The 24,773-nt window shown below is 63.7% G+C and carries 22 protein-coding genes and 1 pseudogene; 9 read left to right on the forward strand and 14 right to left on the reverse strand.

Going from position 1 to position 24,773, the window contains the following annotated elements; all coding sequences use genetic code 11:
• The 10 genes and pseudogenes from U5805_RS08945 to U5805_RS08990 all read right to left on the reverse strand — a co-directional run.
• Positions 1–573 (reverse strand): annotated as a pseudogene (locus tag U5805_RS08945) (transposase); the annotation flags it as partial.
• A gap of 406 nt (positions 574–979) precedes the next feature.
• Positions 980–1,573 (reverse strand): TetR/AcrR family transcriptional regulator, encoded by a 594-nt coding sequence (locus U5805_RS08950; protein ID WP_322103117.1) that lies wholly within the window; start codon positions 1,571–1,573, stop codon positions 980–982.
• A gap of 74 nt (positions 1,574–1,647) precedes the next feature.
• The gene (locus tag U5805_RS08955) at positions 1,648–2,880 is read right to left on the reverse strand and encodes an MFS transporter (RefSeq protein WP_322103118.1); all 1,233 of its coding nucleotides are present in this window, start codon (positions 2,878–2,880) and stop codon (positions 1,648–1,650) included.
• Between the two features lie 31 nt (positions 2,881–2,911).
• Complete coding sequence (locus tag U5805_RS08960; protein ID WP_322103119.1) at positions 2,912–4,243, reverse strand: MFS transporter; 1,332 nt, start codon at positions 4,241–4,243, stop codon at positions 2,912–2,914.
• A 108-nt stretch (positions 4,244–4,351) separates the two neighbouring features.
• The gene (locus U5805_RS08965; RefSeq protein ID WP_322103120.1) at positions 4,352–4,798 is read right to left on the reverse strand and encodes a MaoC family dehydratase; all 447 of its coding nucleotides are present in this window, start codon (positions 4,796–4,798) and stop codon (positions 4,352–4,354) included.
• A gap of 60 nt (positions 4,799–4,858) precedes the next feature.
• A complete protein-coding gene (locus U5805_RS08970; RefSeq protein WP_322103121.1) occupies positions 4,859–6,037 on the reverse strand; it encodes a thiolase family protein in 1,179 nt (392 codons plus the stop codon).
• Positions 6,034–6,471 carry a Zn-ribbon domain-containing OB-fold protein gene (locus U5805_RS08975; protein ID WP_322103122.1) on the reverse strand — a complete coding sequence of 146 codons (438 nt, stop codon included), beginning with the start codon at positions 6,469–6,471 and terminating at the stop codon, positions 6,034–6,036. Before U5805_RS08975 ends, U5805_RS08970 begins: the two co-directional genes overlap by 4 nt.
• Complete coding sequence (locus tag U5805_RS08980) at positions 6,468–7,625, reverse strand: thiolase family protein (RefSeq protein ID WP_322103123.1); 1,158 nt, start codon at positions 7,623–7,625, stop codon at positions 6,468–6,470. The genes U5805_RS08975 and U5805_RS08980 overlap by 4 nt, the downstream gene beginning before the upstream one ends.
• Complete coding sequence (locus U5805_RS08985) at positions 7,622–9,598, reverse strand: acetoacetate--CoA ligase (RefSeq protein ID WP_322103124.1); 1,977 nt, start codon at positions 9,596–9,598, stop codon at positions 7,622–7,624. Before U5805_RS08985 ends, U5805_RS08980 begins: the two co-directional genes overlap by 4 nt.
• A gap of 139 nt (positions 9,599–9,737) precedes the next feature.
• On the reverse strand, positions 9,738–10,538 hold the full coding sequence (locus U5805_RS08990; RefSeq protein WP_322103125.1) for a GntR family transcriptional regulator: 801 nt from the start codon (positions 10,536–10,538) through the stop codon (positions 9,738–9,740).
• Positions 10,539–10,884: 346 nt separating this feature from the next.
• Between U5805_RS08990 and U5805_RS08995 the strand changes: the two genes are divergently transcribed.
• From U5805_RS08995 to U5805_RS09035, 9 genes are all read left to right on the forward strand, one after another.
• On the forward strand, positions 10,885–11,673 hold the full coding sequence (locus tag U5805_RS08995; RefSeq protein ID WP_322103126.1) for an SDR family NAD(P)-dependent oxidoreductase: 789 nt from the start codon (positions 10,885–10,887) through the stop codon (positions 11,671–11,673).
• Positions 11,674–11,696: 23 nt separating this feature from the next.
• Positions 11,697–12,341, forward strand: coding sequence for an L-fuculose-phosphate aldolase (locus tag U5805_RS09000; RefSeq protein WP_322103127.1), 645 nt, complete (start codon positions 11,697–11,699; stop codon positions 12,339–12,341).
• A 25-nt stretch (positions 12,342–12,366) separates the two neighbouring features.
• Positions 12,367–13,383 carry a sugar ABC transporter substrate-binding protein gene (locus U5805_RS09005; protein ID WP_322103128.1) on the forward strand — a complete coding sequence of 339 codons (1,017 nt, stop codon included), beginning with the start codon at positions 12,367–12,369 and terminating at the stop codon, positions 13,381–13,383.
• A gap of 98 nt (positions 13,384–13,481) precedes the next feature.
• A complete protein-coding gene (locus U5805_RS09010) occupies positions 13,482–15,005 on the forward strand; it encodes a sugar ABC transporter ATP-binding protein (RefSeq protein WP_322103129.1) in 1,524 nt (507 codons plus the stop codon).
• Entirely contained in the window at positions 15,002–16,030 is a 1,029-nt protein-coding gene (locus U5805_RS09015; protein ID WP_322103130.1) for an ABC transporter permease, read from the forward strand. The genes U5805_RS09010 and U5805_RS09015 overlap by 4 nt, the downstream gene beginning before the upstream one ends.
• Positions 16,027–17,025 carry an ABC transporter permease gene (locus U5805_RS09020; protein ID WP_322103131.1) on the forward strand — a complete coding sequence of 333 codons (999 nt, stop codon included), beginning with the start codon at positions 16,027–16,029 and terminating at the stop codon, positions 17,023–17,025. The genes U5805_RS09015 and U5805_RS09020 overlap by 4 nt, the downstream gene beginning before the upstream one ends.
• Before the next feature lie 15 nt (positions 17,026–17,040).
• Positions 17,041–18,015, forward strand: coding sequence for a sugar kinase (locus U5805_RS09025; RefSeq protein WP_322103132.1), 975 nt, complete (start codon positions 17,041–17,043; stop codon positions 18,013–18,015).
• 23 nt (positions 18,016–18,038) lie between these two features.
• Positions 18,039–18,803, forward strand: coding sequence for an SDR family NAD(P)-dependent oxidoreductase (locus U5805_RS09030; RefSeq protein ID WP_322103133.1), 765 nt, complete (start codon positions 18,039–18,041; stop codon positions 18,801–18,803).
• A 13-nt stretch (positions 18,804–18,816) separates the two neighbouring features.
• Positions 18,817–20,244: an aldehyde dehydrogenase family protein gene (locus U5805_RS09035; RefSeq protein ID WP_322103134.1), complete on the forward strand. Its 1,428-nt coding sequence runs from the start codon at positions 18,817–18,819 to the stop codon at positions 20,242–20,244.
• 254 nt (positions 20,245–20,498) lie between these two features.
• Here the strand turns inward: U5805_RS09035 and U5805_RS09040 are convergent, their stop codons facing one another.
• From U5805_RS09040 to U5805_RS09055, 4 genes are all read right to left on the reverse strand, one after another.
• On the reverse strand, positions 20,499–21,461 hold the full coding sequence (locus U5805_RS09040) for an AraC family transcriptional regulator (protein WP_322103135.1): 963 nt from the start codon (positions 21,459–21,461) through the stop codon (positions 20,499–20,501).
• A gap of 138 nt (positions 21,462–21,599) precedes the next feature.
• The gene (locus tag U5805_RS09045) at positions 21,600–23,039 is read right to left on the reverse strand and encodes an alginate export family protein (RefSeq protein WP_322103136.1); all 1,440 of its coding nucleotides are present in this window, start codon (positions 23,037–23,039) and stop codon (positions 21,600–21,602) included.
• 71 nt (positions 23,040–23,110) lie between these two features.
• On the reverse strand, positions 23,111–23,803 hold the full coding sequence (locus tag U5805_RS09050) for a YoaK family protein (protein WP_322103137.1): 693 nt from the start codon (positions 23,801–23,803) through the stop codon (positions 23,111–23,113).
• 42 nt (positions 23,804–23,845) lie between these two features.
• Positions 23,846–24,763: a glyoxalase gene (locus tag U5805_RS09055; RefSeq protein WP_322103138.1), complete on the reverse strand. Its 918-nt coding sequence runs from the start codon at positions 24,761–24,763 to the stop codon at positions 23,846–23,848.
• Positions 24,764–24,773: the final 10 nt, after the last annotated feature.

The following is a 24,773-nucleotide window of genomic DNA, read 5'->3' on the forward strand; positions in this document are numbered from 1 at the left end:
ATCATTACGCCGTGGCGCTTGCGACGGCGCCGCACAGCAGCCCTGCCTCACGGTACAGGCGATAGATGTGCTTGTGATTGGCGTGCGTGCCTTCGCGCTCCACCAGGGCATGCAGTCGGCGGTAACCGAATCGACGACGTCCGTGCGCCAACTCCACCAGACGCGCCGCTAGCATCTCATTCTCATGATCCGGCTTCGCGTCGTAATGCAGCACGCTGCGAGACAGCCCGACAAGCCGGCAGGCGCGGCGCTCGGAGAGGTTGACCTTCTCCCGAATCGCCGACACTGCCTCGCGTTTGGCTTGCGGGCTCAGGGCTTTCCCTTGACGACGACCTTCAACGCTTCCATATCGAGCATTGCTTCGGCCAGCAGTTTCTTCAGCCGGGCATTCTCCACCTCGAGGTCCTTGAGCCGGCGGGCTTCCGAGACCTCCATGCCGCCGAACTTCGCGCGCCAGGTGTAGAACGACGCGTCACTGAACCCGTGCTTCCTGCACAGTTCCTTGACCGGCATACCGACCTCGGCTTCCTTCAGAAACCCGATGATTTGCTGTTCCGTAAAGCGCTTCTGCATGTTCGTATTCTTCTCCAAAAACGAACTTTACTAGACTCCAGCTGGCCCTGTTTGCAGGGGGCAGGTCACCACGGCTTCAGCTTACCGTCCGCCACGTCCTGGATAACCTTGAATCTGTCCAGTTCTCGCATCGTCATCGTGATCCGTTCTGCCATCGAAGAAGCCTCCGGCGCTGGATCTCCAGCGGCCGATCAGCTTACGACGGATCGAAAAGCGGACATCTGAACTTAGCTAGAAGCGGACATTACAACTTAGCCGCTACAACGAAGAAAATCGATAAAATCATTTATGTTAAATTAATGATGTGACCGCCGCCGCTGCGGACAGCCTTGGCGCGGTGCTGAAATCGACCTTGCTATCGGCGCGCGAGTGGCGCGCGCCAAGCGGCATACGCCGGATACTATCGCTAGCCTTCGAAACTCACCATCCGCAGCGCCAGTTCGTTCAGGCGCTCCGCGATATGCAGCGGTGACAAACGCCCGTCCGCGCGCATCCAGAGATAGCTGTAGAAGTACATGCCGAGCACGCCCTTCAGCACGATCGGATCGTACGGACGGAACACGCCGAGGTCGGCGCCGTCCACCATCGTGTCGCGCCACGCCCGTTCGTATTTCCGGTGCAGCGTGAGCACTTCCGAATGGCGCGGCTCGGTGAGCGAATTGATCTCGCGGAAACACACCGTGAGTTCCGCCTGGTTGGCCGCGATCTTCAGCACGAGTTCCCTGCCCAGCATCACGATGCGTTTGCGCGGGTCGGGCTCGGCACTCGCCTCGTTTTCGGCGAAGTCGGCGAGATCGGCAATGTATTCGCGCGAGATGTCGTAGAGCAAGTCCTCCTTGCTCCGAATGTGGTGATACAGCGCGCCGCGCCCGAGTTGCACGGCTTCGCCGAGTTCCGTCATGCCGATGGCGTGATAACCCTTCTCCGCGAACAGTCGGGCGGCGATCTTCAGGATGCGCTCGCGTTGGCCGGTTTCGCCGCGTGGTTCTGACGTCCCCATCTCGATCCCTTGTAAATCAGCCGCCTGCGCGATGCCGCGATCGACCGTTTGATTCAGTGCGTGTCATTGTACCGTCAGGCTATGTTTCGCTTCAGCGCCGCACGGAACCCGATCAGCCCGAGCAGCGGGCCGGGCACCAGCACCCAGGCGGCGTCGAGGCCGATGTGCTCGAACAGCGCCGTCGTCGCCGGAATCGACACCACCGTAATGGCAAAACCGATCGAGTTCTGGATCGCCAGCGCACCGCCGACCAGCGCGGGCGGACACGCTCGCGCCGAGAGCGCCGAAAACTGCGGCGAATCGGCGATAACGGCCGCGCCCCACACGACCAGCAGCGCCAGCAGCAAAACTGGCGGCACGCTTCGCCAGCTCAGCGCGAACAGCACGGCGCACGCGCCGGACAACGCGAGCGCACCGGCGGCGACCTTCGCGCTGCCGATGCGTCTGGACAGCGCGCCGCCGACGATGCATCCCAGCGCGCCCGTGCCGATCACGAGAAACGAAAGGCCGTACACGCCATGCAGATGCAGCGCCGAAGCGATCGACGCCCTGGCAAGAAACAGCGGCACGACCGCCCAGAACGCATACAGCTCCCACATATGCCCGAAGTAGCCGAATGCGGCCGAGCGAAACGCTTCGTAGCGAAACGCGCTCAACACGCCGGGCGCGGCCGGTTGCACGCCGTCCGCCGAAGGCGCCTTCGTCTTCAGATGCGGCCCGTCGCCCAGCAGTGCGATCACGACGGCCCCGCACAACGCCAGCACCGACGACGCCGTGATCACGTCCTGCCAAGGCAAGGTCGCACCCGCCATTCGCAGCGCATGTGGCAACGCGGTGCCGAGCGTGAGCATGGCGACGAGTTGCGCGAGCGCTGCGCCAGTGCGCTCCGGCGACCAGCTCACGATCAGCTTCATGCCCATCGGGTAGATGCCCGCGAGGCAAATGCCCACGCAGAACCGCAGCGCCGCGCCCGCGACGACGCCGTGCGCGCACCACGCGAACGCCGTGTTGAATATCGCGCCCAGCAGCGCGCCCACCACGAAAACCGCGCTCGCGCGAAAGCGGTCCGCGCAACCGGAAAGCGCCATGCCGAGCGTGCCGAAAATAAAGCCCGCCTGCACCGCGCTCGTGAGCCAGCCGATGTCGGTGGCGCTGGCGTGCCAGACGCGCGCGAGATCGTCGGCGGCGCTGTTGGCGCTGAACCAGAGCGATGTGCCGAACAGTTGCGCGAGCGAAATCGTCGCGACCGGACCGAGCCGGTTCAGCAGCCATGCCCGCCCGGGCATGGCGCTCAAGGTCGTACCCATGTCATGTTGCTGATGGAAAGTTCGAAAATCGTCACCGCGTATCCTGTTCGAGCCGGTCCTGCCAGGTCTCGCGCGCCATGAGCGTGCAGACCACGCTAATCAGGCCGAGCACCATGAGATAGGCGCAAATGCCCCACGTTCCGCCGTGGTTCCACTTGAGCAACGCCGTGGCGATCATCGGCGCGAAACCGCCCGACAGCACCGCGCCCACCGCATAGCCGATATTCGCGCCCGACAGCCGCACGTTGGTGCCGAACAGCTCGGAGAAGTACACCGCCTGCGGGCCGTACATCGCGTCGTGCAGCACGTTCAGGCCGATCACCATGCCGATCACCACCAGCACGACCGAGCCGGTGTTCACCATCCAGAAGAACGGCACGATGAACAGGGTCGAGGCAATCGTGCCGAACAGATACACCTTCTTGCGCCCGATCAGGTCCGACAGATACGACCACGCCGGCAAGGTCGCGAATCCGATCACGCTGGACAGCAGAATCGCGCCAAGCCCAACGGCGCGGTCCATTTTCAGCGTGCCGGTGATATAGCTCAGCATGAACACGCTGTACAGATAGAACACCGCGTTTTGCAGCAGCTTCATCCCGATGGTCAGATACAGCGCGTGGCGATGCGACCTCATCACTTCCATCGCCGGGGCCTTCACTTCTTCGTTGCGCCGCTTCATCTGCTCGAAAACCGGCGATTCGTGTAGTTTCAGGCGGATAAACATGCCGGTCATTACCATGACGATGCTCGCAATGAACGGAATGCGCCAGCCCCACGCCATCAGATCGGCGCTGCTCATGCTCACGGACGTGATGAAGAACGCCAGCGTCGATAGCAGCAGACCCGCCGGCACGCCGATCTGCGGAAAGCAGCCGAACAGGCCGCGCCGGTTGGCGGGCGCGTGCTCGACCGCCATCACGACCGCCGAGCCCCATTCGCCGCCCACGGCAAAACCTTGAACCAGACGCAACACGCTCAGCAGCACCGCCGCCCACGGCCCGATGCTGTCGTAAGTCGGCAGAAAACCGATGGCGATGGTGCTGCCGCCCATCATCCACAAGGACAGCACGAGAATCGTCTTGCGGCCCACGCGGTCGCCGTAGTGGCCGAATACGGCCGCGCCCACGGGCCGCGCGATGAAACCCACCGCATAGGTGGCGAATGCCGCGATGGTGCCGACCCACGCATCCATCGACGGAAAAAACAGGTGCGGAAAAATCAGCGCCGCACAGGTTCCGTACAAGTAATAGTCGTACCACTCGATTGCCGTGCCGACCAGACTCGCGACCGCCACCTTGCGGTGTTCCGCCGCCGCTACCTGGCCGGTCATGACCTGACCGTCCGCCACTCTTGCCGTCATTGCCGTCTCCTGTATTTTTTCGTGGGTGCTGCTTCAGCTCATTGCGTGTCCTCGGTGTTGCGTTTCGATGCTGCGGTTGCCGTGATGCAGTTGCGGTGATGCCCGGATTCAGTCCTGCTTGAGCGGCGTCGTGTAAGTCGTAGCCGTGCCGCTCAGGCAGATGTCGCCGTGCTGGTTCGTCACGCTCACTTCGATCGTGCAGATCGGCTTATCCTCGCGCACGGTCTTGACGGTCACTTTGCCCGTGACCGTGTCGCCGACCAGCACGCCCTTCGAAAACTTCAGTTCCATGCCGAGAAAAACCGAGCCGGGACCGGGCAACGATTCGGCCACGATCGCGTTCAGAATTCCCGACGTCACGCCGCCCTGCACGATCAATCCGCCGAACGGCGATGCCTTCGCCAGCGCCTCGTCGTAATGCAGCGGATTGCGGTCGCCGCTGATCTGCGTGAACAGTTCGATATCGCGCATGCTCATGGTCTTGCTGCGCTCGGCGCTCGCGCCCGCCGCGGGCATGCCGTTCAGCGTGCGGGTCCAGCCGTTGTTGTCGCTCATGATGTTCTCCAGTTTCCGGTTGTCGATGTGTGGCGACGAAACGCACGTCGCCGTGCGAGGTCACAGCGCGGGGTTGTCGATCAGGACCGCCATGCCCTGCCCGCCGCCGCCGCATAGCGAGGCGATGCCGCGCCGCGCACCGCGGCGGCGCAGTTCGAGCGCGAGCGTGAGCAGCAGCCGGAACGCCGAAGCGCCGAGCGGATGACCGATCGCGATCGCGCCGCCGTTCACGTTGACGACGTCGTCGGGCAGCCCGAGCGCGCGCGCCGAGGCGATCGTCACGCCCGCGAAGGCTTCGTTGATTTCGTACAGGTCGATGTCGGACGGCTTCAGGCCGCGCTTGTCGAGCAGCTTGCGAATGGCGTTGGCGGGCTTCAGATGCAGCGTGGCGTCGGGGCCGGCCACCCAGCCCCAATCGACGATGCGCGCGAGCGGCGTGGCGCCGCCGCGCTCCAGCGCCGCGCTGCCGACCACGAGACCCGCGCTGCCGCCGTCCGACATCTGCGAGGCATTGCCGGCGGTGATGGTGCCGCCATCGCCGAACGCCGCCTTGAGCGAGGAAAGTTTCGCGAGCGTCGAATCCGCACGAATGCCCTGGTCGGAAGTCACGATGCCGTCAGTCGTTTCGACCGCGACGATCTCGCGCTCCTCGCGCCATGCCGCGCTGCGTGCCGCGCGCAGTTGCGAAAGCAAGGCCCATTCGTCCTGCTCCTCGCGGCCGATGCCCAACTCCTTGTTGCACGCCTCGGACAGCACGCCCATCGATTCGCCGGTGAGCGCGCAGCGCAAGCCGTCGCTGTCGAGCGCGCTGCGCGTCGGCGCGGCATCGGCAGGATCGAATCCGGACGGCGAAAGCGTGGGCGCACGCGTCATCGAATCGAAACCGCCGACGAGATAGCTTTTGCCTTCGCCGCTTCGAATCCGTCGCGTCGCGTCGCACACGGCTTCGAGACTCGCAATGCACACGCTATTGAGTGTGAGCGCGGGCGTGATCCGCGCTACGCCTGCGCGCACGCTGGCGATGCGCGCGGGATTCTGGCCGAGCCCCGCCTGTACGACGCAGCCCATCAGCACCGCGTCGGGCGTTCTCGCCTGCGGATGCCGCGTGATCATTTCGCCGATGGCGCGCTGGCCGAGTTCGAGCGAATTCAACGGCGCCAGCGCGCCACGATATTTGCCGAACGGCGTGCGCACGCCGTCGAGCAGCCACGCGTCGTTTGTCCGGGTGTCTTGCATCATGTCTCCTGCCGCGTTTCGCGCGCCGGCTCGAAAAACGGCAGCGTGTACTTGCCGATCTGCACCGCGCGCAGGGTCACGTGCATGCCGACGCGCGCATCGGCGGGAGCGTCGACGATCAATTGCGACAGCATCGTCGGGCCTTCTTCGAGCTCGATCAACGCGATCACGTAAGGCGCAACCGCGCTCCAGGCAAAATGCCCCGGACGATGGATCGCCGAAAAACTTTTCACGGTGCCGCGTCCGCTCGCCGTGCGCCACGTCAGCTTTTCGCTCCAGCAATGCGGGCAATGCGCACGCGGATAGAAGATCGCCTCGCCGCACGATTCGCAGCGTTGCAAGGCGAATTCGCCGCGCTGAAGCGCGCTCCAGAACGGCTCGCTGATGGCAGTCGGAATCGGGCCGGGCACGTCGAGCGTGCTGTAGATGTCGTTCATGCGTCTGCTCCCAGAACGAGCGCAACGGCTTCGCTCACGGTGGCGCCATTGCCGGTGACGAGCGCGGTCTGCGCGTTGGCAATCTGCCGGTCGCCCGCCGCGTGGCGAAGCTGCCGCACCGCTTCGACGATATGCGCCATGCCGCCCGCGAGATCCGCCTGACCGCAGCCGAGCTGGCCGCCGTGCGTGTTGAGCGGAAAATCGCCGTCGTGACCGAAGCGGTGTTCGTCCATCCAATGGCCGAATTGACCGCGCCCGCACAGGCCCGCGTCTTCCATCGTCAGCGCGACCATGATCGTGTAGCAGTCGTACAGCGAAAACAGGCTGACGTCGCGCGCGCTCAAACCCGTGCGGGCGAGCGCCTGATGCATCGCCGGACCGAGCGGGCCGCTGGTGAGCACGGGCATCTGGCTGATGGCGCGATGCGTGATCTTTTCGCCCGCGCCGAGCAGATGCACGGGCGGATGCCGCAGCGTCCGCGCCCGCTGCGCGCTGGTCACGACGAGCGCGCAACCGCCCGCCACCGGCATCACGATCTCGAACAGATGCAAGGGACTCGCGATCACCGGCGACGCCAGCACTTCCTCGACGCTCGCGGGATGACCGTAAAAAATCGAATCGGGATTGCGTTGCGCGTTCTGCCGCTCGATGGACGCGATACGCGCGAACTGCGCGGGCGTCGAACCGAATTCGGCCATGTGGCGCTGCATCGGCAACGCGTAGGAAATATTGGCGCCCGACGCGCCGAACGGCACGTCGAACTCGCGGATCGGATTGCGGTTCGGCGAGCGCGGCGCGACTTCCTCGCGCACGTTCGCGAGCACGCACACCACCGCTTCGCACATGCCCGCCTCGATAGCCGCCGCGGCGCGCCACACCATGCCCGCCCCACTCGCGCCGCCGAGATCGACCACGTTCGACATGCGCGGTTCGATGCCGAGATATTCCGCAACCGTGGCGGGCACATGCTGCGGCGTCTCGCCGACTTGCGGCCCGACCAGTAATCCGTCGATGGCATCCTTGTCCAGCCCGGCGTCTTCGACCGCGCGCAGCACGGCCTGCGCGATGAATTGCAGCGTGGTCGCGCCTTGCGTACGGCGCACCGACTTCAGTTCGGCGATGCCCGCGATCGCGCCGAGAGAGTGCCGGTTCACGCGGGCTCCTTCGCGTAGAGCGCGGCGAATTCGGCCAGGCATTCGGGGTTCGACAGCGAACCGAGATTCTTCACCGCCACGCCCGCGACCGCCGAGCGCGCCGCGCCTTCCACGCGCTTGCCATTAATCGTGTAGGGCACCGCGGCGACCGCGTGGATATCGCGCGGCACATGGCGTGGCGACGCCTTCTTGCGCACTTCCGCGCGCAGGCGGTCCATCAGCGCGGGATCGCACGCGAAGCCCGGCTTCATCACCACGCACAGCACGATTTCCTCGTCGTCGCCCACCGGCCGGCCGAATACGATGCAGTCCTGAATTTCCGGCTGCGTATCGATCACGCGATAAATCTCCGCCGTGCCGATGCGCACGCCGCCGGGTTTGAGCGTGGTGTCCGTGCGGCCGTAGATGACCACGCCGCCGCGCGGATTCTGCTCCGCGAGATCGCCGTGCGTCCAGATGCCGGGGCGCGCCTCGAAGTATGCGGCGCGATAGCGCGCGTCGCCGTTTTCGCCCCAGAACGTAAGCGGCATGCTGGGGAACGGCTCGGTGCAGACGAGATCGCCCTTGCGCCCGATGACCGACGCGCCGCGTTCGTCGAGCACGTCCACCGCGAGCCCGAGTCCCTTGCAGGCGATTTCGCCGCGATATACCGCATGCAGCGGCGACCCCAGCACGAAGCAGCCGATGATTTCCGTGCCGCCCGAAATCGACGCGAACATCATCTCGCGCTTGACCGCCGCGTAGAGCCAGTCGAATTGCTCCGGCGTGACCGGCGCGCCCGCCGACAGCACGGCGCGCAGCGCCCTCAGATCGTGCCGCTCGCCCGGCGCATAACCCGCTTCCGCCAGCGAGCCGAGATAGCGTGGGCTGGTGCCGAAGTGCGCGATGCCGGCCTCTTCCGCGATCCGCCACAGCACGCCGTAGTCGAGCCCGTCCGCGCGCTTGACGATGGGCGCGCCGTCGTAGAGCACGATGGCCGCGTGACTCGCGAGACCCGAGATCAGCCAGTGGTACATCATCCAGGCGGTGTTGGTGTACCAGCTCATGACTTCGCCGGGCCGCACGTCGCAATGCATCAAATGCTCTTTGCGATGCTGGAGAATCACGCCGCCCGTCGTATGGACGATGCCCTTCGGCAGACCGGTCGTGCCCGACGTGAACATGACATAGAGCGGGTGCGAGAACGGCACCCGCTCGAACTCGACTTTGGCCGCCGCCGCGCCCGCTGCGTCCCCGCATAGTTCGCGCCACGTGAGGCTGTGCGCAGCAACGCCTTCGAGCGGCGCGGCATCGTCGCCTGCAATCACGAGATGGCGCACGCCGGGCATGCCTGCGAGCACCGCGCGCAGATTGTCGTCGATACCGAAGTGCTTGCCGCCGTACACATACGAGCGCGCGGCGACGATCACTTTGGGATGCACCTGGCCCACGCGGTCGATGATGCCGGGCGCGCCGAAGTCCGGCGAGCACGAAGCCCAGATCGCGCCGATCGAAGCCGTGGCGAGCAGCGCAACGAGCGCATCGGCGTTATTGGGCAAGATGCCGGCGACGCAATCGCCTTTCGTGACGCCCAGCTTTCGCAAGCCGCGCTGCGCCCGCGCGACGCGCTCGCGCAATTCGCCCATCGCGATGCGCGCGACCACGCCGCTTTCGTTCGCCTCGATGACGGCAAGCCGCGCGTCGTCGCCCACCAGCAGGTTTTCCGCGAAATTGAGTTCGCCTTGCGGGTACCATTGCGCGCCGAACATTTCGCCGTCGCCGGCACGCTGCAACGCCACCTCGCCGCGCGTGCCGATCACGCCCGCGAGATCCCACAGCGCATTCCAGAAACCGTCGATATCGCTGATCGACCAGCGATGCAGCGTTTCGTAGTCCTTTGGATCGAAGCCGTTGCTGCGCGCGAACCGCGCGAGCTGGGAGCTTTCGAATGCGTCTGGCGAGGGCTGCCAGAGCGGCGAGGCGTCGTGTCTCATAGGTCTTTTCCCGGATCGGTGTTCGTATCGCTTCGTACCGACTGATCGGTACAGTAAAGCGGCCTACGATATGCGTCAAAGCATTTGTGGGCGCGCGCGGGTTTACACCGACCGCGCGCCGACCGCGTAGAAACCGCGCTTACGTCGATGCTGGCGGCAGCGCGCGCGTCTGCGCCGTTACGTGGATACGGCTGAACGCCGTGCTGTAGAGGCAGCGATAGTATTCGAGCGGCTGGCGGTCGCCGGTGCGCCCCACCGATTCGATCGACAACACCGGCTGACCGCTCAGTTGCAGCAGCGCGGCCTGTTCCTCGCTCGGCACCGCCGCCTCGAACCAGCGCTCGGAAAACTCGATGCGCAAGTCGTAGCGCTCGCGCATGACGCCATAGGCCGAGACGTTGTCCGCGATCAACGCCTCGATGCCGGGCACGCGATGACCGGCGAGCATCAGCCACGAAAGCGCAGTCGGCACATCGTCCACGGAATACAGGCGATACAGGCGGAACACGTCCGCGCCGGGCGGCAGCGCGAGCATGTCGCGCTCGCGCGGCGTGGGCCGCTCGCGCTCCATTGCGAGCACGCGCGTCGTGACCTTGTGGCCGCGGCTGATTTCGGCGAACAGGCTTTCGTTCATCGACGCGAAATCCACGTCGGTCTTGCGCGGGGCGACGTAAATGCCCTGCCGCGGCACCTTCGTAATAAGCCCCGCCTTGACGAGCGAGTCGAGCGCGAGCCGCACGATCGGCCGCGACACGCCCAGCAGTTCACACAGATTCTGCTCGGACGGCACCCGCGCCCGCGCGCTCACGCCGGGATGACGGATCGCGGCTTCGAGCACGTTCTTGACCTGCACCCAAAGCGGAAGCGCGCTGGAGCGATCGAACTGCTCGGGTCCGCCGAGAAGTTCGTGTAGATCGATGGATTCTGCGATGTCTGTCATACGGTCGGTCTGTGCTGGTGTATCAATTATCGGTTATCCGGTCGGTTGCCATGTCCCGCCTATGCGCCCAGGGTCAATTTCATCTTGACAGGACGAATGACGTTGACCATGATTCTGGTTATAACCAACTGGTAACTACCACGTCAAGGTCTTCAAAGACCGACGATATTGGAGACGAACCCTCATGCAGAAAGTCCCGCTTCCTTCCGCCTGAAGCTGTTCCGCGCGCCCGCCGCCGCACCATTGCACCTGAATTTCGCCCGCAAGACTTCGCCGCAAGGCCGTGTTTTGCCCGATTATTGTACCGATCAGTCGGTACTAAACTTCCCGCTCACCGAGGAAATACATGTCGTCTACTCCGCTTCGCTATCCCGAGCGTTTCGATCTTCGCGGAACGCAGGCTGTCGTCACCGGCGGCGCGAGCGGCATCGGTTACGAGTCGGCGCGCGCGCTCGCCCAGTGCGGCGCGCGCCCCATCCTGCTCGACCGCGATGCCGGCGCGCTCGAACGCGCACAGCAAGCGCTGCGCGAAGAGGCTATCGAGGCCGCTATCTACACCGTCGACGTCACCGACGCAGACGCCGTGCGCCGCGTCGCCGACGGAGTTGTTGCCGGAGAAGGCCGTGTCGACACGCTCGTGAACAGCGCCGGCATCGCGCGACTGAACCCGGTGCTCGACACGCCCGACGACGAATGGCGCCAGGTCATGGACATCAACGTGAACGGCACCTTCTGGATGTCGCGCGCGTTCGGGCGGCACATGGTGGCGCAACGCGCGGGCAGCATCGTCAATCTCGGCTCGATGTCGGGGCTCGTGGTCAACCGGCCGCAAACGGCGGCGTCGTATATGACCAGCAAGGGCGCGGTGCACATGCTGACCAAAGCGCTCGCCACCGAATGGGCGAAGGACAACGTGCGCGTCAACGCGCTCGCGCCCGGCTATATCGGCACGGAAATGACCCTCGCGATGCGAGCGCGCCCTGAACTCTTCGACGTCTGGATGGATATGACGCCGATGGGCCGTTGCGGCGAGCCGGCCGAAATCGCCTCGGCGGTGGTGTTTCTCGCCTCGGCCGCCTCGTCCTATATGACCGGCTCGATCGTTTCGATCGACGGCGGCTACACGTCCTGGTAAGGCACAGTCAAGAGAGACACAACATGAGCGAACACGACCTCAAGACCCGCCAGTCGATTATCGACGCCTGCCGGCGCATGAATGCGCTGGGCATCAACCAGGGAACCTCGGGCAATATCTGCGTGCGGCACGAAGACGGCATGCTGATTACGCCGACGAGCCTGCCCTACGATGCGATGCAGCCCGACGACATCGTTTTTCTGACGATGGACGGCGAGCCGCGCGGCAAGCGTCAGCCGTCGAGCGAATGGCGCTTCCATCTCGACATCCTGCGCGCGCGCCCTGATGCGAATGCCGTCGTGCACGCGCACCCGGTTTTCTGCACGTCGCTGTCGATTCTCGAACGCCCGATTCCGCCGATCCATTACATGGTTGCCGTGGCAGGAGGCAGCGACATCCGCTGCGCGCCGTATGCCACCTTCGGCACCGAAGAACTCTCGGCCAACGCGCTGGCCGCACTCGAAGGCCGCAAAGCGTGCCTGCTTGCGCATCACGGCATGATCGCCACCGGTTCGTCGCTCGACAAGGCCATGTGGCTGGCCGTCGAAGTCGAAACGCTGGCGCACCAGTATCTGACGTGTCTTCAGGTCGAAGACCCGCCGCTGCTGTCCCACGAGGAAATCGACAACGTGATCGCGCGCATGGGCAACTACGGTCACCGCGACTAGGCACACCATAACCAAGGAGACAACGATGCAAAACCCGACTTCCGCAACAACGCTTCCCCGCGCGCTGCGCATCCTTCCGCTCGCCGCCGCGCTCGTGGCCGCCTTCGCCTTCGCCGCGCAGCCCGCGCACGCCGAGCCTTCGCTCAAAGGCAAGCGCATCGGCGTGTCGATCACCGGTACCGACCACTACTGGGACCTGATGGCTTTCCGCGGCGCACAGGACGAAATCAAGCGCCTCGGCGGCACCGCGATCGCGCTCGACGCGGGCCGCAAGGACCAGACGCAAATCGCGCAACTGCAAACGCTGATCGCGCAGAAGCCCGACGCCATCATCGAAATTCTGGGCAACGTCAAGGTCCTCGATCCGTGGCTGGAGAAAATCCGCGCGGCGAAGATTCCGCTGTTCACCATCGACACGGCCACGCCTTACTCGCTCAACGTGACGACCTCGAACAACTACGATCTGGGCGCGGAAATCGCCTTGCAGATGGTGTCGGACATGGGCGGCAAGGGCAACGTGCTGGTTTTCAACGGCTTCTATAGCGTGCCCGTCTGCAAAATTCGCTACGACCAGATGAAGTACGTGCTGAGCGCGTTCCCCGACGTCAAGATCATTCAGCCGGAACTGCGCGACGTGATTCCGAATACGGTGCAAAGCGCTTATTCGAACGTCTCCGACATGCTCACCAAGTACCCGACCAAAGGCTCGATCAACGCGATCTGGTCGTGCTGGGACGTGCCGCAGATCGGCGCGACGCAGGCCGTGCAGGCGGCCAGGCGCAACGAGATCAAGACCTACGCGATCGACGGCAGCCCGGATGTCGTGAAGATGGTCGCAGACCCCAGCTCGCCGGCCGGCGCGGTCGGCGCACAGCGCCCATACGAGATCGGCAAGCAGTCGGCGGCGAACGTGGCGGCGTATCTTTCCGGCGAGCAGGTGCCGCCCTTCACCTTCGTGCCTTCCGTGCTGGTGACGAAGAAGAACGCCGCCGTCACGTCTAAGCCGATTCTCGACGAAGCGGCCAAGGTCGGCGGCAAGTAAGCGCGCCAATAAGCCGATCAATCAGTACGTAGTCGGTACGTTTTGCATCTGCGCCATCGGCCTTTCGCGCCGATGGCCGCACGTTCAACGGAGGCAGCATGCGCAACGAAGAACGGCGCATCGCGATTTCGATGCAGGGCATCAGCAAACGCTTCGGCGCGGTTCAGGCGCTCGCGGATGCGGATCTCGAAGTCGAATGCGGCACGATTCACGGACTCGTCGGCCAGAACGGCGCGGGCAAGTCCACCATCATCAAGGTGCTGGCGGGTATCAACGTGCCCGATGCGGGCGAGATCCGCATCATGGGCGAGCGCGTGGACAAGCTCACGCCCGCGCGCGTCGAGGCGCTCGGCGTGCATTTCATCCACCAGGACCGGCTGCTGGTGCCCACGGCGACGGTCGGCGAAGCGGTATTTCTGCGCCACGAATTGCGCGTCGGGCCGTTCGTCAGCAAGCGGCGAATGGAGCGCGGCGCGGCCGAACTGCTCAAGAAGTATTTCGATCTCGAACTGCCGCACAACCTGCTGATTCAGGACCTGACGACGGCGCAGCAAAAGATCGTGCAGATCACGCGCGCGCTCGCGCAGCAGGCAAAAGTGCTGGTGCTCGACGAACCGACCGCGGCGCTCGTCAAGAAGGAAGTGGACAGCCTGTTCGCCGTGCTGCGCCGTTTGCGCGACGACGGCATCGCCGTGATCTTCATCTCGCACTATATGCAGGAAATCGAGTCGCTGTGCGACACCGTCACGGTGATGCGCAACGGCACCAACGTCGGCGTCGTATCGCCGAAAACCACCTCGATGGACAAGATCATTTCGATGATGATCGCGCGCGACGTCGGCGAGATGTTTCCCTCGCGCAACGCGGCGCTCGGACCGCCGCGACTCGAAGTCGCGAACCTGTCGCGCGACGGCAGCTTCCGCGACGTCACCTTGAGCGTGCGGCGCGGCGAGATCGTCGGGCTGACCGGGTTGCTCGGCTCGGGCGCGAAGGAACTGGTGCAGTGCCTGTTCGGGCTGCGTCAGGCGGACGGCGGCACGGTTTCGGTGGATGGCCGCAACGTATCGCTTGCTTCGCCGATGGATGCGGTGAAAAACGGCATCGCCATGCTGCCCGAAGACCGCCGGGCGCACGGCGTGGCGCTCGGGCTCTCTGTGCGGGAAAACATGAGCCTCGCGAGTCTCACGCGCTATAGCCGCGCCGGTTTCATGCGCGGCGGCGACGAACGCTCGGCGGTGGGCGACTTTATCCGCGAACTGTCGATCAAGACGCCCGGCGGCGATGCGCTCGTGCGCAATCTGTCGGGCGGCAATCAGCAGAAAGTGGCCATCGCCAAGTGGCTTTCCTGCCAGTCCAAGGTCTATGTGCTCGACGAACCGACGGTTGCCGTCGACGTCGCCGCGAAGGTCGAGATCTACACGCTGCTCAACCGTCTCGCGAGCGAAGGCGCGGCGATCCTCATGCTCTCGTCCGACCTGCTCGAACTCTCCGACTTCTGCGACCGCGTGCTGGTGGTGTATCGCGGCGCGCTGGTCGGCGAATTCAGCGGCGAGCGCCTGAACAGCGATCAGCTACTCGCCGCCTCGTCGGGTTCTCTCGTTTCGGAAGGAGTCACCGCATGACAGCCGTGCAACGCGCCCTGCTACACGAGGTCGCCGGAGAAACCGCCGCGCCCGCGCGCCGCCGCAAAGCCGTCGGCGGCTGGGCGATCCGGCTTGCCGCCGTCGGCACCTTCGTCGCTATCCTGCTGTATTTCGCCTTCGGCGCGCCGGGTTTCACGACGCCGGGCAATCTCATCAACATCGTCGAACAGTCGGCGATTCTCGGCGTGATGGCCTTCGGCATGTCGATGGTCATCATCGGCGGCGGCTCGAACGTGACCGACGGCGGCATCGATCTTTCCATCGCGGCCAACATGGGCGTCTGCGCGGCCGTCTACGCGAAGATGCTCACGCTCGGCTATCCGGACGCGCTCGCGCTGCCCTCCGTCGCGCTGACCGGCATCGTCATCGGCCTGCTGAACGCCATCGCGGTCGTGCGGCTCGGCATTCTGCCGCTGCTCGCCACGCTCGCGGTCATGAACATCGCGGCGGGCGTCGAGCTGACCGTCACGCAGAACACCGTCATCAGCGTGTCCTCGCCGGTCATGACCTTCATCAGTTCGGCCTCGTTGCTGGGCATCTCGGCGCTCGCGTGGACCTTCATCCTGGCGTCCGTCGCGATGATCCTGCTCGTGCACTACACCGGCTTCGGCCTGCGCCTCTACGCGGTCGGTGGCCATCCCGAAGCGGCGCGCTCCGCCGGCATCGGCGTGGGCCGCTATGTGATGTTCACGTACCTGTTCAGCGGCTTCTGTGCGGCGGTCGCCGCCGTGCTGACGGTCTCGCGGCTCAGTTCGAGCACGCCCGGTTCCGGCGACATGCTGCTCTCGGTGCTCGCCGCCGCGCTGCTCGGCACCGTGTTTTCGCGCCGCTTCGTGCCGACCATCGGCGGCACGCTGATGTCGGTGCTGTTTATCGGCTGCCTCGCCAACGGCTTCCAGTTGCTGAACGTATCGAGCTACTGGGTCAACGGCGTGCAGGGCGCGCTGATCCTGCTGGTGGTCGCGACCACCTCCTTCGCCCGCAAACCGGAGAGCGCACGATGAGCACCCTTCCCTCGCACGGCGGCGCGCGCTCGCGCCACTTTTCGCAGCTCGGCAGGCTCGCCGCCAACTACAGCCTGATCGTGGTGTTCGCGCTCATCTGCCTCGTGTTCTCGCTCGTCACGAACACGTTCCTGAGCCCGGCGAATCTGTTCAACATGCTGGTCAACAACGTCGTGCTGCTGGCGATCGTGGCGCTCGGCCTCACGCTGGTCGTATCGTCGGGCGGCATCGATCTTTCCGTGGGCGTGGCCGTCGATCTCTCCAGCATGGTGTTCGTGATGCTGCTCGCCGCCGGCCACGGCGTGCTGGCAAGCATTGCGGCGGCGTTGGGCGTGGCGGTTCTGGTCGGCGTGCTGAACGCGATTCTTATCACGCGCCTGAAGATCAGCCCGTTTCTCGCGACCCTCGGCGTGCTGTTCATCGGCCAGAGCACACAGCAACTCGCGACCGGCGGCGGCCAGCCGATCTACCTCATCACCGGCGCACCGGCCGCCGCGTTCGACGGCATCGCGCGCTCGACGCTGCTGCAGGTGCCGACGCCCGTGATCGTGCTGATTCTGTGCGGCATCGCCGTGTATCTGCTGCTGCATCGCTCGGTGTTCGGCCGGCAGATCGTCGCGCTCGGCGTGCAGCCCGGCGTTGCGCGTTACTCGGGCATTCGCGTCGCGCGGCAACTGTCGTGGGTGTATGTCGCGTGCGCGCTGCTCGCGGGCATCGCCGGCATTCTGCTGTCGGCCACCGTCAAATCGTATGTGCCGCTGTCGGGCAACGCATTCCTTCTCGACGCGATCGGCGCAACCTTTATCGGCACCACGCTCAGCAGCGAACGACGCCCGAGCGTGCCCGGCACGCTGATCGGCGTGCTGATGCTCGCCGCGATGAAGAACGGGCTGTTGCTGGTCGGCTGGAATTTCTATTGGCAGCAGGTCGGGATCGGCGTGCTGGTGTTCGTGGTTCTCGCGGCCAGCTTCGCGCTGGGCCGCCGCTCACATTAAGGCGGAGAGTTCAAGGTGACTACATTCGACGTTAGCTGCATCGGCTTTCACGTGCTGGACGTGCTCGGGCGGCCGGTCACGGCAATTCCGCCCGGCGGGCGCGCGGCCTATATCGAAGAAATCTGCATGACCGTGGCGGGCACGGCGGGCGCGACTTCGGTGGCCTGCGCGATGCTCGGCATCCGCACGCGCTCGGTCACGACCGTCGGCAGCGACGACGTGGGCGATTTCCTGCTTTCGAAGATGGAAGGCTACGGCGTGGATTGCGCGCTGGTCTCGCGCACGAAAGACGTGCAGACTTCCGCGACGATCCTGCCCGTGCGCCCCAACGGCGAACGCCCCGCGCTGCACGTGCCGGGCAGCGCCAATGCCTTCACGGTGCCCGCGCGCGATCTCGACGCGGCGCTCGACGCGCGCATCGTGCATGTGGGCGGCACGGGCCTCATGAAAGCGTTCGACGGCAAGCCCACCATCGCGCTGCTCAAGCGCGCGAAGGCGCTGGGGCGCATCACCACTTTCGACCTGATCCAGGCGACCCCGGAAACCATCGCGCTGGTCGAGCCGTGCCTGCCTTATCTCGACTATTTCGTGCCGAGCATCGACGAAGCGGCGGAGATGGCCGGCACGAACAATGTGGAAGACGTGGCGCGCTTTTTCCGCGAGCGCGGCGTGAAGAACTGCATTCTGACGCTCGGCGCGCACGGCGTGTATGTCGCGCCCGAGCACGGCGAAGCGTTCAGCCTGCCCGCGTTCGACATCGCCGTGTCCGACACCACCGGCTGCGGCGACAGTTTCACGGCGGGCATTATCGTCGGCCTGACCCAAGGCTGGGCGTTGCGCGAATGCGCGCGCTTCGCCTCGGCGGTCGCGGCGAAAGTGGCGATGGGCCTTGGCTCCCAAGGCAAGCTCAAGTCGTTCGACGACACCCTCGAAGCGATGCGCTCGCTGCCCGTGCGGCAGAACGCGCCGCTGACCGCCCCTCAATTCTGATCCCACTCGCGGAGTACATCGACATGGAAAGCAATCACACGGCGCGCCAGGTCGCGCTGGTCACGGGCGCGAGCCGCGGCATCGGGCAAGCACTGGCGCTGGGTTTCGCCGATGCCGGCTATGACGTCATCGTGACCGACTTGCCGCACACCGAAGCGGAACTGCGCAAGACCGCCGAGATGATCGGCCTGCGCGACCGCAAGGCGTATCTCTATCTGCTCGACGTGAGCGACCGCGCGCAGATCGACGAGATGACGCGGCGAGCGTTGGCGGAAGCCGGCCGCATCGACGTGCTGATCAACAACGCGGGCGTGCTCAAGCCTTCGCTGTTGCAGGATCTCGACGAACAAACCTTCGATCTGCATTTCGACGTCAACGTGAAAGGCGTGCTGATGATGTGCCAGGCCGTCGCGCCGCACATGCGCGCGCGCAAGTCGGGGCGCATCGTCAACATCGCTTCGATCGCGGGGCGGCAAGGCGTGGCCACGCAAGGCCACTATGCGGCGACCAAATCCGCGGTCATCACGCTCACGCGCGTGCTGGCGCAGGAAGTGGGCATGGACGGGGTGACGGTCAACGCGATCTGCCCCGGCATCATTCTGACCGAGATGGGCCGCAATAATCTCGGCAGCGAGGAAGCCATGCGCCACTGGGAAGACGTCGCGGCGCTCAAACGGCTCGGCAAGCCCGAAGACATCGTCGGACCCGCACTGTTCTTCGCTTCGGCGCAAGCGGACTTCGTGACCGGCCAGGCGTTGAACGTCTGCGGCGGCATCTACTTCCACTGACAGGAGACAGGCGATGATCGACACGAATCGCTTCTATATCGACGGCCAATGGGTTGCGCCGCACGGCAACGACACGTTCGCCACGATCGATCCGGCAACCGAGGCCGTGACGGGACATTTGGCGATGGGCGACGCGCAGGACGCCGACGACGCGGTGGCGGCCGCGCACCGCGCCTTCGACGCGTGGTCGTCGACGACGCGCGAAACGCGCCTGGAATTGCTCACGCGGCTGCTCGAGTTGTACAACGCGGGCGCAGAGGAAATGTCGCAGTTGATGACGACGGAAATGGGCGTGGCGAGCGGCTTTTCGCGCTCGGCGCAAATCGCGCTGGGCCGTGCGCATCTGGAAACCGCGATTCGCGTGCTGCGCGATTTCGCGTTCACCGAGCAGCGCGGCGCGACCTTGCTCGCGAAAGAGCCGATCGGCGTGTGCGCCCTCATCACGCCGTGGAACTGGCCGATGAACCAGCTCGTCGTCAAGGTCGCGCCCGCGCTCGCGGCCGGTTGCACGATGGTGGTGAAGCCGAGCGAGTTCTCGCCTTACAGCGCCCTGCGGTTCGCGCAGATGATTCACGACGCGGGCTTTCCCGCCGGTGTGTTCAATCTCGTCAACGGCGACGGCGCAGTGGTCGGCGAAGCGCTGTCGCGCGATCCGCGCGTCGATATGGTGTCGATCACCGGTTCGACGCGCGCGGGCATTGCCGTGGCCACAGCGGCGGCGCAAAGCGTCAAGCGCGTGCATCAGGAACTGGGCGGAAAATCCGCCAACATCATTTTCGAAGATGCCGATCTCGAACGCGCCGTGGCTTTCGGCGTGCGCGCGAGCTACCTCAATTGCGGGCAGTCGTGCAGCGCGCCCACGCGCATGCTGGTGCCGCGCGCGCTGATGGACCGCGCCGCGCGCATCGCGGCGCAAACGGCGAACAGCATTCGCGTCGGCGCGCCTGGGCAGGAAGGCACGGATCTCGGCCCGGTCGTCAACGCAAAGCAATACGCGCATATCCAGTCGCTGATCGAAAGCGGCATCGAGCAAGGCGCGACGCTCGCGGCGGGCGGCCCGGGCCGCCCGGAGGGCACGTCGAAAGGCTATTTCGTGCGACCCACGGTGTTCGCGGATGTATCGCCGGACATGCGCATCGCGCGCGAGGAAATCTTCGGGCCAGTGCTGTCGATCATTCCGTTCGACGACGAAGCCGAAGCCATCGCCATCGCCAACGACAGTCCCTACGGACTCGCGGGCTACGTGCAGACGAAAGATCGGGCGCGCGCGCGGCGCGTGGCGGCACAGCTGCGCGTGGGCAACGTCTATATCAACGAAGCGCCGTGGGATTCGAACGCGCCGTTCGGCGGCTACAAGCAATCCGGCAATGGCCGCGAGCACGCGGAATTCGGTCTGGGCGATTATCTGGAGATCAAGGCGATTGCCGGTTACGGCAATTGACAGTTTTGTGTCCCAGCTTATCCGATCAGATTCCACGCGCGCGTAATGATGTAATCGCCGGAATTTGATCGGAAGTCGGATAAGCGCTGTTTACGCGAAGAAAACTTCCGGGGAAAACTTCGTTACCTTCTTGTTCATGGCTCGATTCTCTCAAGAATTCGAGCCTCCACAAAATTCGGTGCGGTTCATGTCTGCGTCCGGTTGTCATCGGACTAGCTACCCACTGACTCGCGTTCGAAACGCACGAATGTGCTTTACTTGGATGCGGTTCGCCACCGAGCCGGCGTATTGCCGACGATTTTCCGGAAGACCAGTGTGAAATGACTCTGGCTTTTAAACCCTAGCATTTGAGAGATATCCACGATCGAAAGATCAGTCTCCGCAAGCAGCCGCCGTCCATGCTCGATTTTCATTCTCATGACATAAGCATTTGGCGTGAAGCCTGTTGCCAGGCGAAACTGCGTCAGGAAATGCATTCTTGTGAGCCCGGCGATATTACTCAAATCGGCCAGATAAATCGGGTCGAACAAGTGCGCGTGAATATATTCGGTTACGCGCTGAAGCCGCCAGTTGGCCAAGGGCGCCACGCGAGCCTTCTTGACAGGCCTCCGCAGATTCAACGATACGCACCGCGACGCAATGGCGAGACTGACGCTTTCGAAAACCAGGCGATTGGCGGGGCAATCCTCTTCGCTGATTTCCATAATGGCGTGGACCAGATGACGAATCGGCTTGTCGTCCAGGAAGGTAACGTTCGAGAGCACGATATCGCTACTGGCGGGATCGCCGAAAATATGTTCGTGGCATTCAGCCAGCAATACGGGAGAAAGATAGAGACGATAGGCCTCGGCCGCCTCGGTGAAAACAATACGGGTCACTTCTCCCGGCGGCACGAGCAGGCTCGAGCGAATGGGTACATCGCCTAGCGAGACTTCTTTTTTTCCGACGAGAAACCGACCCGCGCTCACGCTCCGGTTGATGGTTATCGTATGGGTGCCGTCGGTGAACTCGTGTCTGAACTCGATGGGTTGCTTCGGCTTAGGAAGGCTCCACTTGCTGAGAATCGCGCGAAAGCTGTCTTCCCGCGTAAGAAGTACCGGGCGCTGGCTCCAATGTGATTCAGGTATGGCTAAGGAGCGGGTCAAGTCAGCTTTCAATGAATCCTCCTCGAACGCTAAGGAGCCTGCAACGGACCACTTGCCGACAAGGTACAGCACCGGCGCTCCCGCGCTGGCACTCGTGTGTAATGTATCTTAATACAGCCGAATAGATTTGGAAGGATTCGAAAATTAATCACGCGATAGCTTCGTGGTCTTGACCGCCTTTGCGTTCTTATCGCTCGACCGTGCGACAGCTCACCAGCCGTACTTCATTTCCACGCCGATGTAGTCGGAGTTGCTGCCGCCGAGCTCACGGATCGAATCGCCGATCTGGAAATGAACGGCTTCGACCGATGCAATCAGATTCGTGGCAACATTCCAATCAGCGCGTACTTGCGCATAGGTTCCGGTCCATCGCGTACCGTGCCCGGCTGTGTCAGGAACGACGGCGCTTCCTTGCTGATAGATTGCATCGTTCGTGGTTACTCGCCACTGAAACGCGAACGCAAACAACAAGGTTAGTTTGCTGGACGGCTTGAGCGTGAGCGATGGCTTCACGTGGACAAGATTGGCATAGCCCGTGTAACCCGCGAGCGTGAAGTAATAGCCGTTCGGAAAGAGGGGATTGAATGTCTCCACGCGCCCGTCGTTCGGATGACGATCGCCCGAAGCGGCATCGACCTGAAGGCCCAGGCGCGGAGTCCACGGCGAGGTCAGCGTATAGCCGAATAACGAACCCACAGCCCAGGCGGCAATCGTCTTGTCGCCCACATGACCGGTCTGATACATCGACTCCACGTCATAGTCGAAGGCCGCCGCTTTTCCTGTGTATCGCAGATCGAAAACGTTCCGGTGCTCGTTGCCTTGCGCATCGAGAAACTGAGCGTCGGCGCGCGTGTAGAGCGAATAATAGCCGGAGAGATCTCCCGGGCCCGCGCCCTGACGTTCGAAACGCACGCCGCTGAAGGTCAGATGACGGTTCGAAGTGTCATCGAATGCCGAGACGTCTCGATACTGAACGGGCCGCGTCGCGTATGCGATGAATCGCCATTTCTCGCATTCATAGTCTGCCCATAGCGCGTCATATGCCTGCCGCACGTTGGGCCCATCACGAACGGAAATGAATCTCTGCAAGTCGAACGCCATTTCCTGTCGTCCGACGCGCAGCTTGATGGTACCCGGCCCGAGCGGGCTGACCCACGCAGCAAACGCTTGCTCCAGGTCCAGTGGATTCTTATCCGTCGGTCTCACTACGTCCTTGCCGAAGGCTCTCGCATCTTCGAGTTGAACGAAGAACTGAAGATTTTGACCGACGTGTGCGTCGGCATGAACCTGTGCGCGCTGGATCAAATAGGTGTCCGACTTCGCCATCGTGCTCAGACCGAACAGCGGTGTTTCGCTCACCTCGAGCCGCTCACGAAGATTAGCGCCTAGCGATATATAGGAGTCCGGATCACCTCCCAGCGGGATGTACTTGAGACTGTCCAGCGGCTTGCGCGGCACGCAGGGATTCTTGAGGACACTCCAGTCCTCCTGCCAGCGGTTGAACGAAACGGTTGGCCGCTTCGCGTTACAGGTTTGCTCGGGCGCGGCGGCATCGTGAAGTTGTGATGCTTCGCCGTCCGCCCGTGCATCCTGACAAAGGCCGAGCGCAAGCCCGGCAACCGCAATTCCTGTACATGCTGCGAGTTGCATCGTCCCGGGGCCTCCGCCCAGTTGAACGTCGTAGGTCCGGCCTCGAACACGCCAGCAGCGATAGCGAAGTTTCACGAGACGACTTTATCGACCGCATTACGGTGCATCCACGCCCGTATGGCCAGCAAGGTCACGCCCGCAAACGGCAGCAATAAAGCCCAGAATCCGACGGTGCTGTAGGCCAAAGCACCGGCGATTGCACCCAGGCCGAATGCAACGATTGCCGGAAGCATCTTTGCGGCACGCGCTCGCGAAGTGCGCTTTGCATCGGCCGTGACGCGCGGCGAACAGAGATCGAGCACGTCGAGGATGACCTGGGTCACGTTGCCCGTCATGACGGTATTCGGCACACCGGGTCGCGCGACCAACCGGCTGTGAGCGTTCTGGACACCCATCGCGCTCGCGCCGATCATTCCGCAAATCACAGCCGGCCAGCCATCGGGGGTGAATTGCCGTCCGAGATTGACTCCGGCAATGCAGAACGCCAGAAGCAGCGCCGCCTGTACCCCATACAGCATGCGTGCGCCGCGCATTGGCGTGTCAGGGTTGCAAGTACGAATGATGAAACTGCTGAGCACGACGCCAATGATGAACGCAGGAAACGCCATTAGCTTAAGAAAGACGCCCTGCCCGTATCCTGCGATTCCTGCGCCGATGAGCACGAAGTTCCCCGTCACGTGCGCCGTGAACAGACCGAATAGCGCGACAAAGCTCAGCGTGTCGAGGTATCCGGCAATCGCGGAGAGCACGTTGTCGTCATTCATGTGCCGTTCCACCAAGAGTGCTCAGCGAGAATCCACCATGCTCTATTTCGCCGCCGCATGAATCTCTGCGATGTATCCGCCGGGAAATCGAACGACCGTCGACTTCCTCTGATCCGATGTGAAAGGCTGCACGAGAACCGTCACGCCAGCGGCCTCGGCCTTCTTCATCGTGTCGTCGAAGTCCTTTACTTCATACCCGGTCGTCTCTCGTCCATACGGATAAGGCAGATGGCCGTCCGTCGCGAATATCGTGAGATTGCCGAAGCCTGACGTGAGCCGCACGCGATGGAAGGTGTCGTCACGACGGCCGATTTCCACGCCCGGCGCGCGGCGATTGTCCGAGACGATCTTGCCATGCGAGAACGCGAGCCAGTCGGTCACGAGCGCGTTTACGCTCGCCGGCGAAACATACACCCTGTTTTCCGGGACGGCTTCCAGCGGATTGTAGTTCGGCGCCTTCGTGTGCCAGTAGAGCTGCATGTGCACGCCACCCGGCCACGATACGATGGCATCGCGTCCGATCGGATCCGGGAATGTATCGACGACCACATCGGCGCCGTGCGCTTTCGCCGACTTCACTGCAGCGTCCATATCCGTGACGAGATAGCCTGTGCGCTCGTCACCGAACGGATAGGGAACCGGCGTCTTGAAGCCGAATACCGACACCGTCCCGACCGGCGTGAAGACCAGTTGCGACATCGTCTGACTGGGAGTCGGCGTCACCTGAAATACACCCTGCTGCGACTTGTGGCCTCCGAACGTGGCGACGAAGCTATCAGTGAACTTGTCGAAGTCTTCGGGTGCGACGTAAATATGAGTCGTATCGTATTGAGGACCCACCGCGAGCGAAGCCGATTGCGACGACCCACTGGAGGCTTTCGCAAATGAAGGCGATGGCACGGTCGCGACTACACCGAAAGCTACCGCAACGGAGACACAGAAAGATCGAATGTTGAGCATGGTAGTGAAT

The organism is Paraburkholderia sp. J41, from assembly GCF_905220235.1.
Classification (GTDB): Bacteria; Pseudomonadota; Gammaproteobacteria; order Burkholderiales; family Burkholderiaceae; genus Paraburkholderia.

Coding starts and splice junctions, on each gene's coding strand:
- U5805_RS09045 (WP_322103136.1), bottom strand. CDS start 23,039: ATGCAACTCGCAGCATGTACAGGAATTGCGGTTGCCGGGCTTGCGCTC.
- U5805_RS09035 (WP_322103134.1), top strand. CDS start 18,817: ATGATCGACACGAATCGCTTCTATATCGACGGCCAATGGGTTGCGCCG.
- U5805_RS08950 (WP_322103117.1), bottom strand. CDS start 1,573: ATGGGGACGTCAGAACCACGCGGCGAAACCGGCCAACGCGAGCGCATC.
- U5805_RS09010 (WP_322103129.1), top strand. CDS start 13,482: ATGCGCAACGAAGAACGGCGCATCGCGATTTCGATGCAGGGCATCAGC.
- U5805_RS09005 (WP_322103128.1), top strand. CDS start 12,367: ATGCAAAACCCGACTTCCGCAACAACGCTTCCCCGCGCGCTGCGCATC.
- U5805_RS09015 (WP_322103130.1), top strand. CDS start 15,002: ATGACAGCCGTGCAACGCGCCCTGCTACACGAGGTCGCCGGAGAAACC.
- U5805_RS09050 (WP_322103137.1), bottom strand. CDS start 23,803: ATGAATGACGACAACGTGCTCTCCGCGATTGCCGGATACCTCGACACG.
- U5805_RS09055 (WP_322103138.1), bottom strand. CDS start 24,763: ATGCTCAACATTCGATCTTTCTGTGTCTCCGTTGCGGTAGCTTTCGGT.
- U5805_RS09030 (WP_322103133.1), top strand. CDS start 18,039: ATGGAAAGCAATCACACGGCGCGCCAGGTCGCGCTGGTCACGGGCGCG.
- U5805_RS08965 (WP_322103120.1), bottom strand. CDS start 4,798: ATGAGCGACAACAACGGCTGGACCCGCACGCTGAACGGCATGCCCGCG.
- U5805_RS08970 (WP_322103121.1), bottom strand. CDS start 6,037: ATGATGCAAGACACCCGGACAAACGACGCGTGGCTGCTCGACGGCGTG.
- U5805_RS09020 (WP_322103131.1), top strand. CDS start 16,027: ATGAGCACCCTTCCCTCGCACGGCGGCGCGCGCTCGCGCCACTTTTCG.
- U5805_RS08995 (WP_322103126.1), top strand. CDS start 10,885: ATGTCGTCTACTCCGCTTCGCTATCCCGAGCGTTTCGATCTTCGCGGA.
- U5805_RS09000 (WP_322103127.1), top strand. CDS start 11,697: ATGAGCGAACACGACCTCAAGACCCGCCAGTCGATTATCGACGCCTGC.
- U5805_RS08975 (WP_322103122.1), bottom strand. CDS start 6,471: ATGAACGACATCTACAGCACGCTCGACGTGCCCGGCCCGATTCCGACT.
- U5805_RS08990 (WP_322103125.1), bottom strand. CDS start 10,538: ATGACAGACATCGCAGAATCCATCGATCTACACGAACTTCTCGGCGGA.
- U5805_RS08985 (WP_322103124.1), bottom strand. CDS start 9,598: ATGAGACACGACGCCTCGCCGCTCTGGCAGCCCTCGCCAGACGCATTC.
- U5805_RS08955 (WP_322103118.1), bottom strand. CDS start 2,880: ATGGGTACGACCTTGAGCGCCATGCCCGGGCGGGCATGGCTGCTGAAC.
- U5805_RS08960 (WP_322103119.1), bottom strand. CDS start 4,243: ATGACGGCAAGAGTGGCGGACGGTCAGGTCATGACCGGCCAGGTAGCG.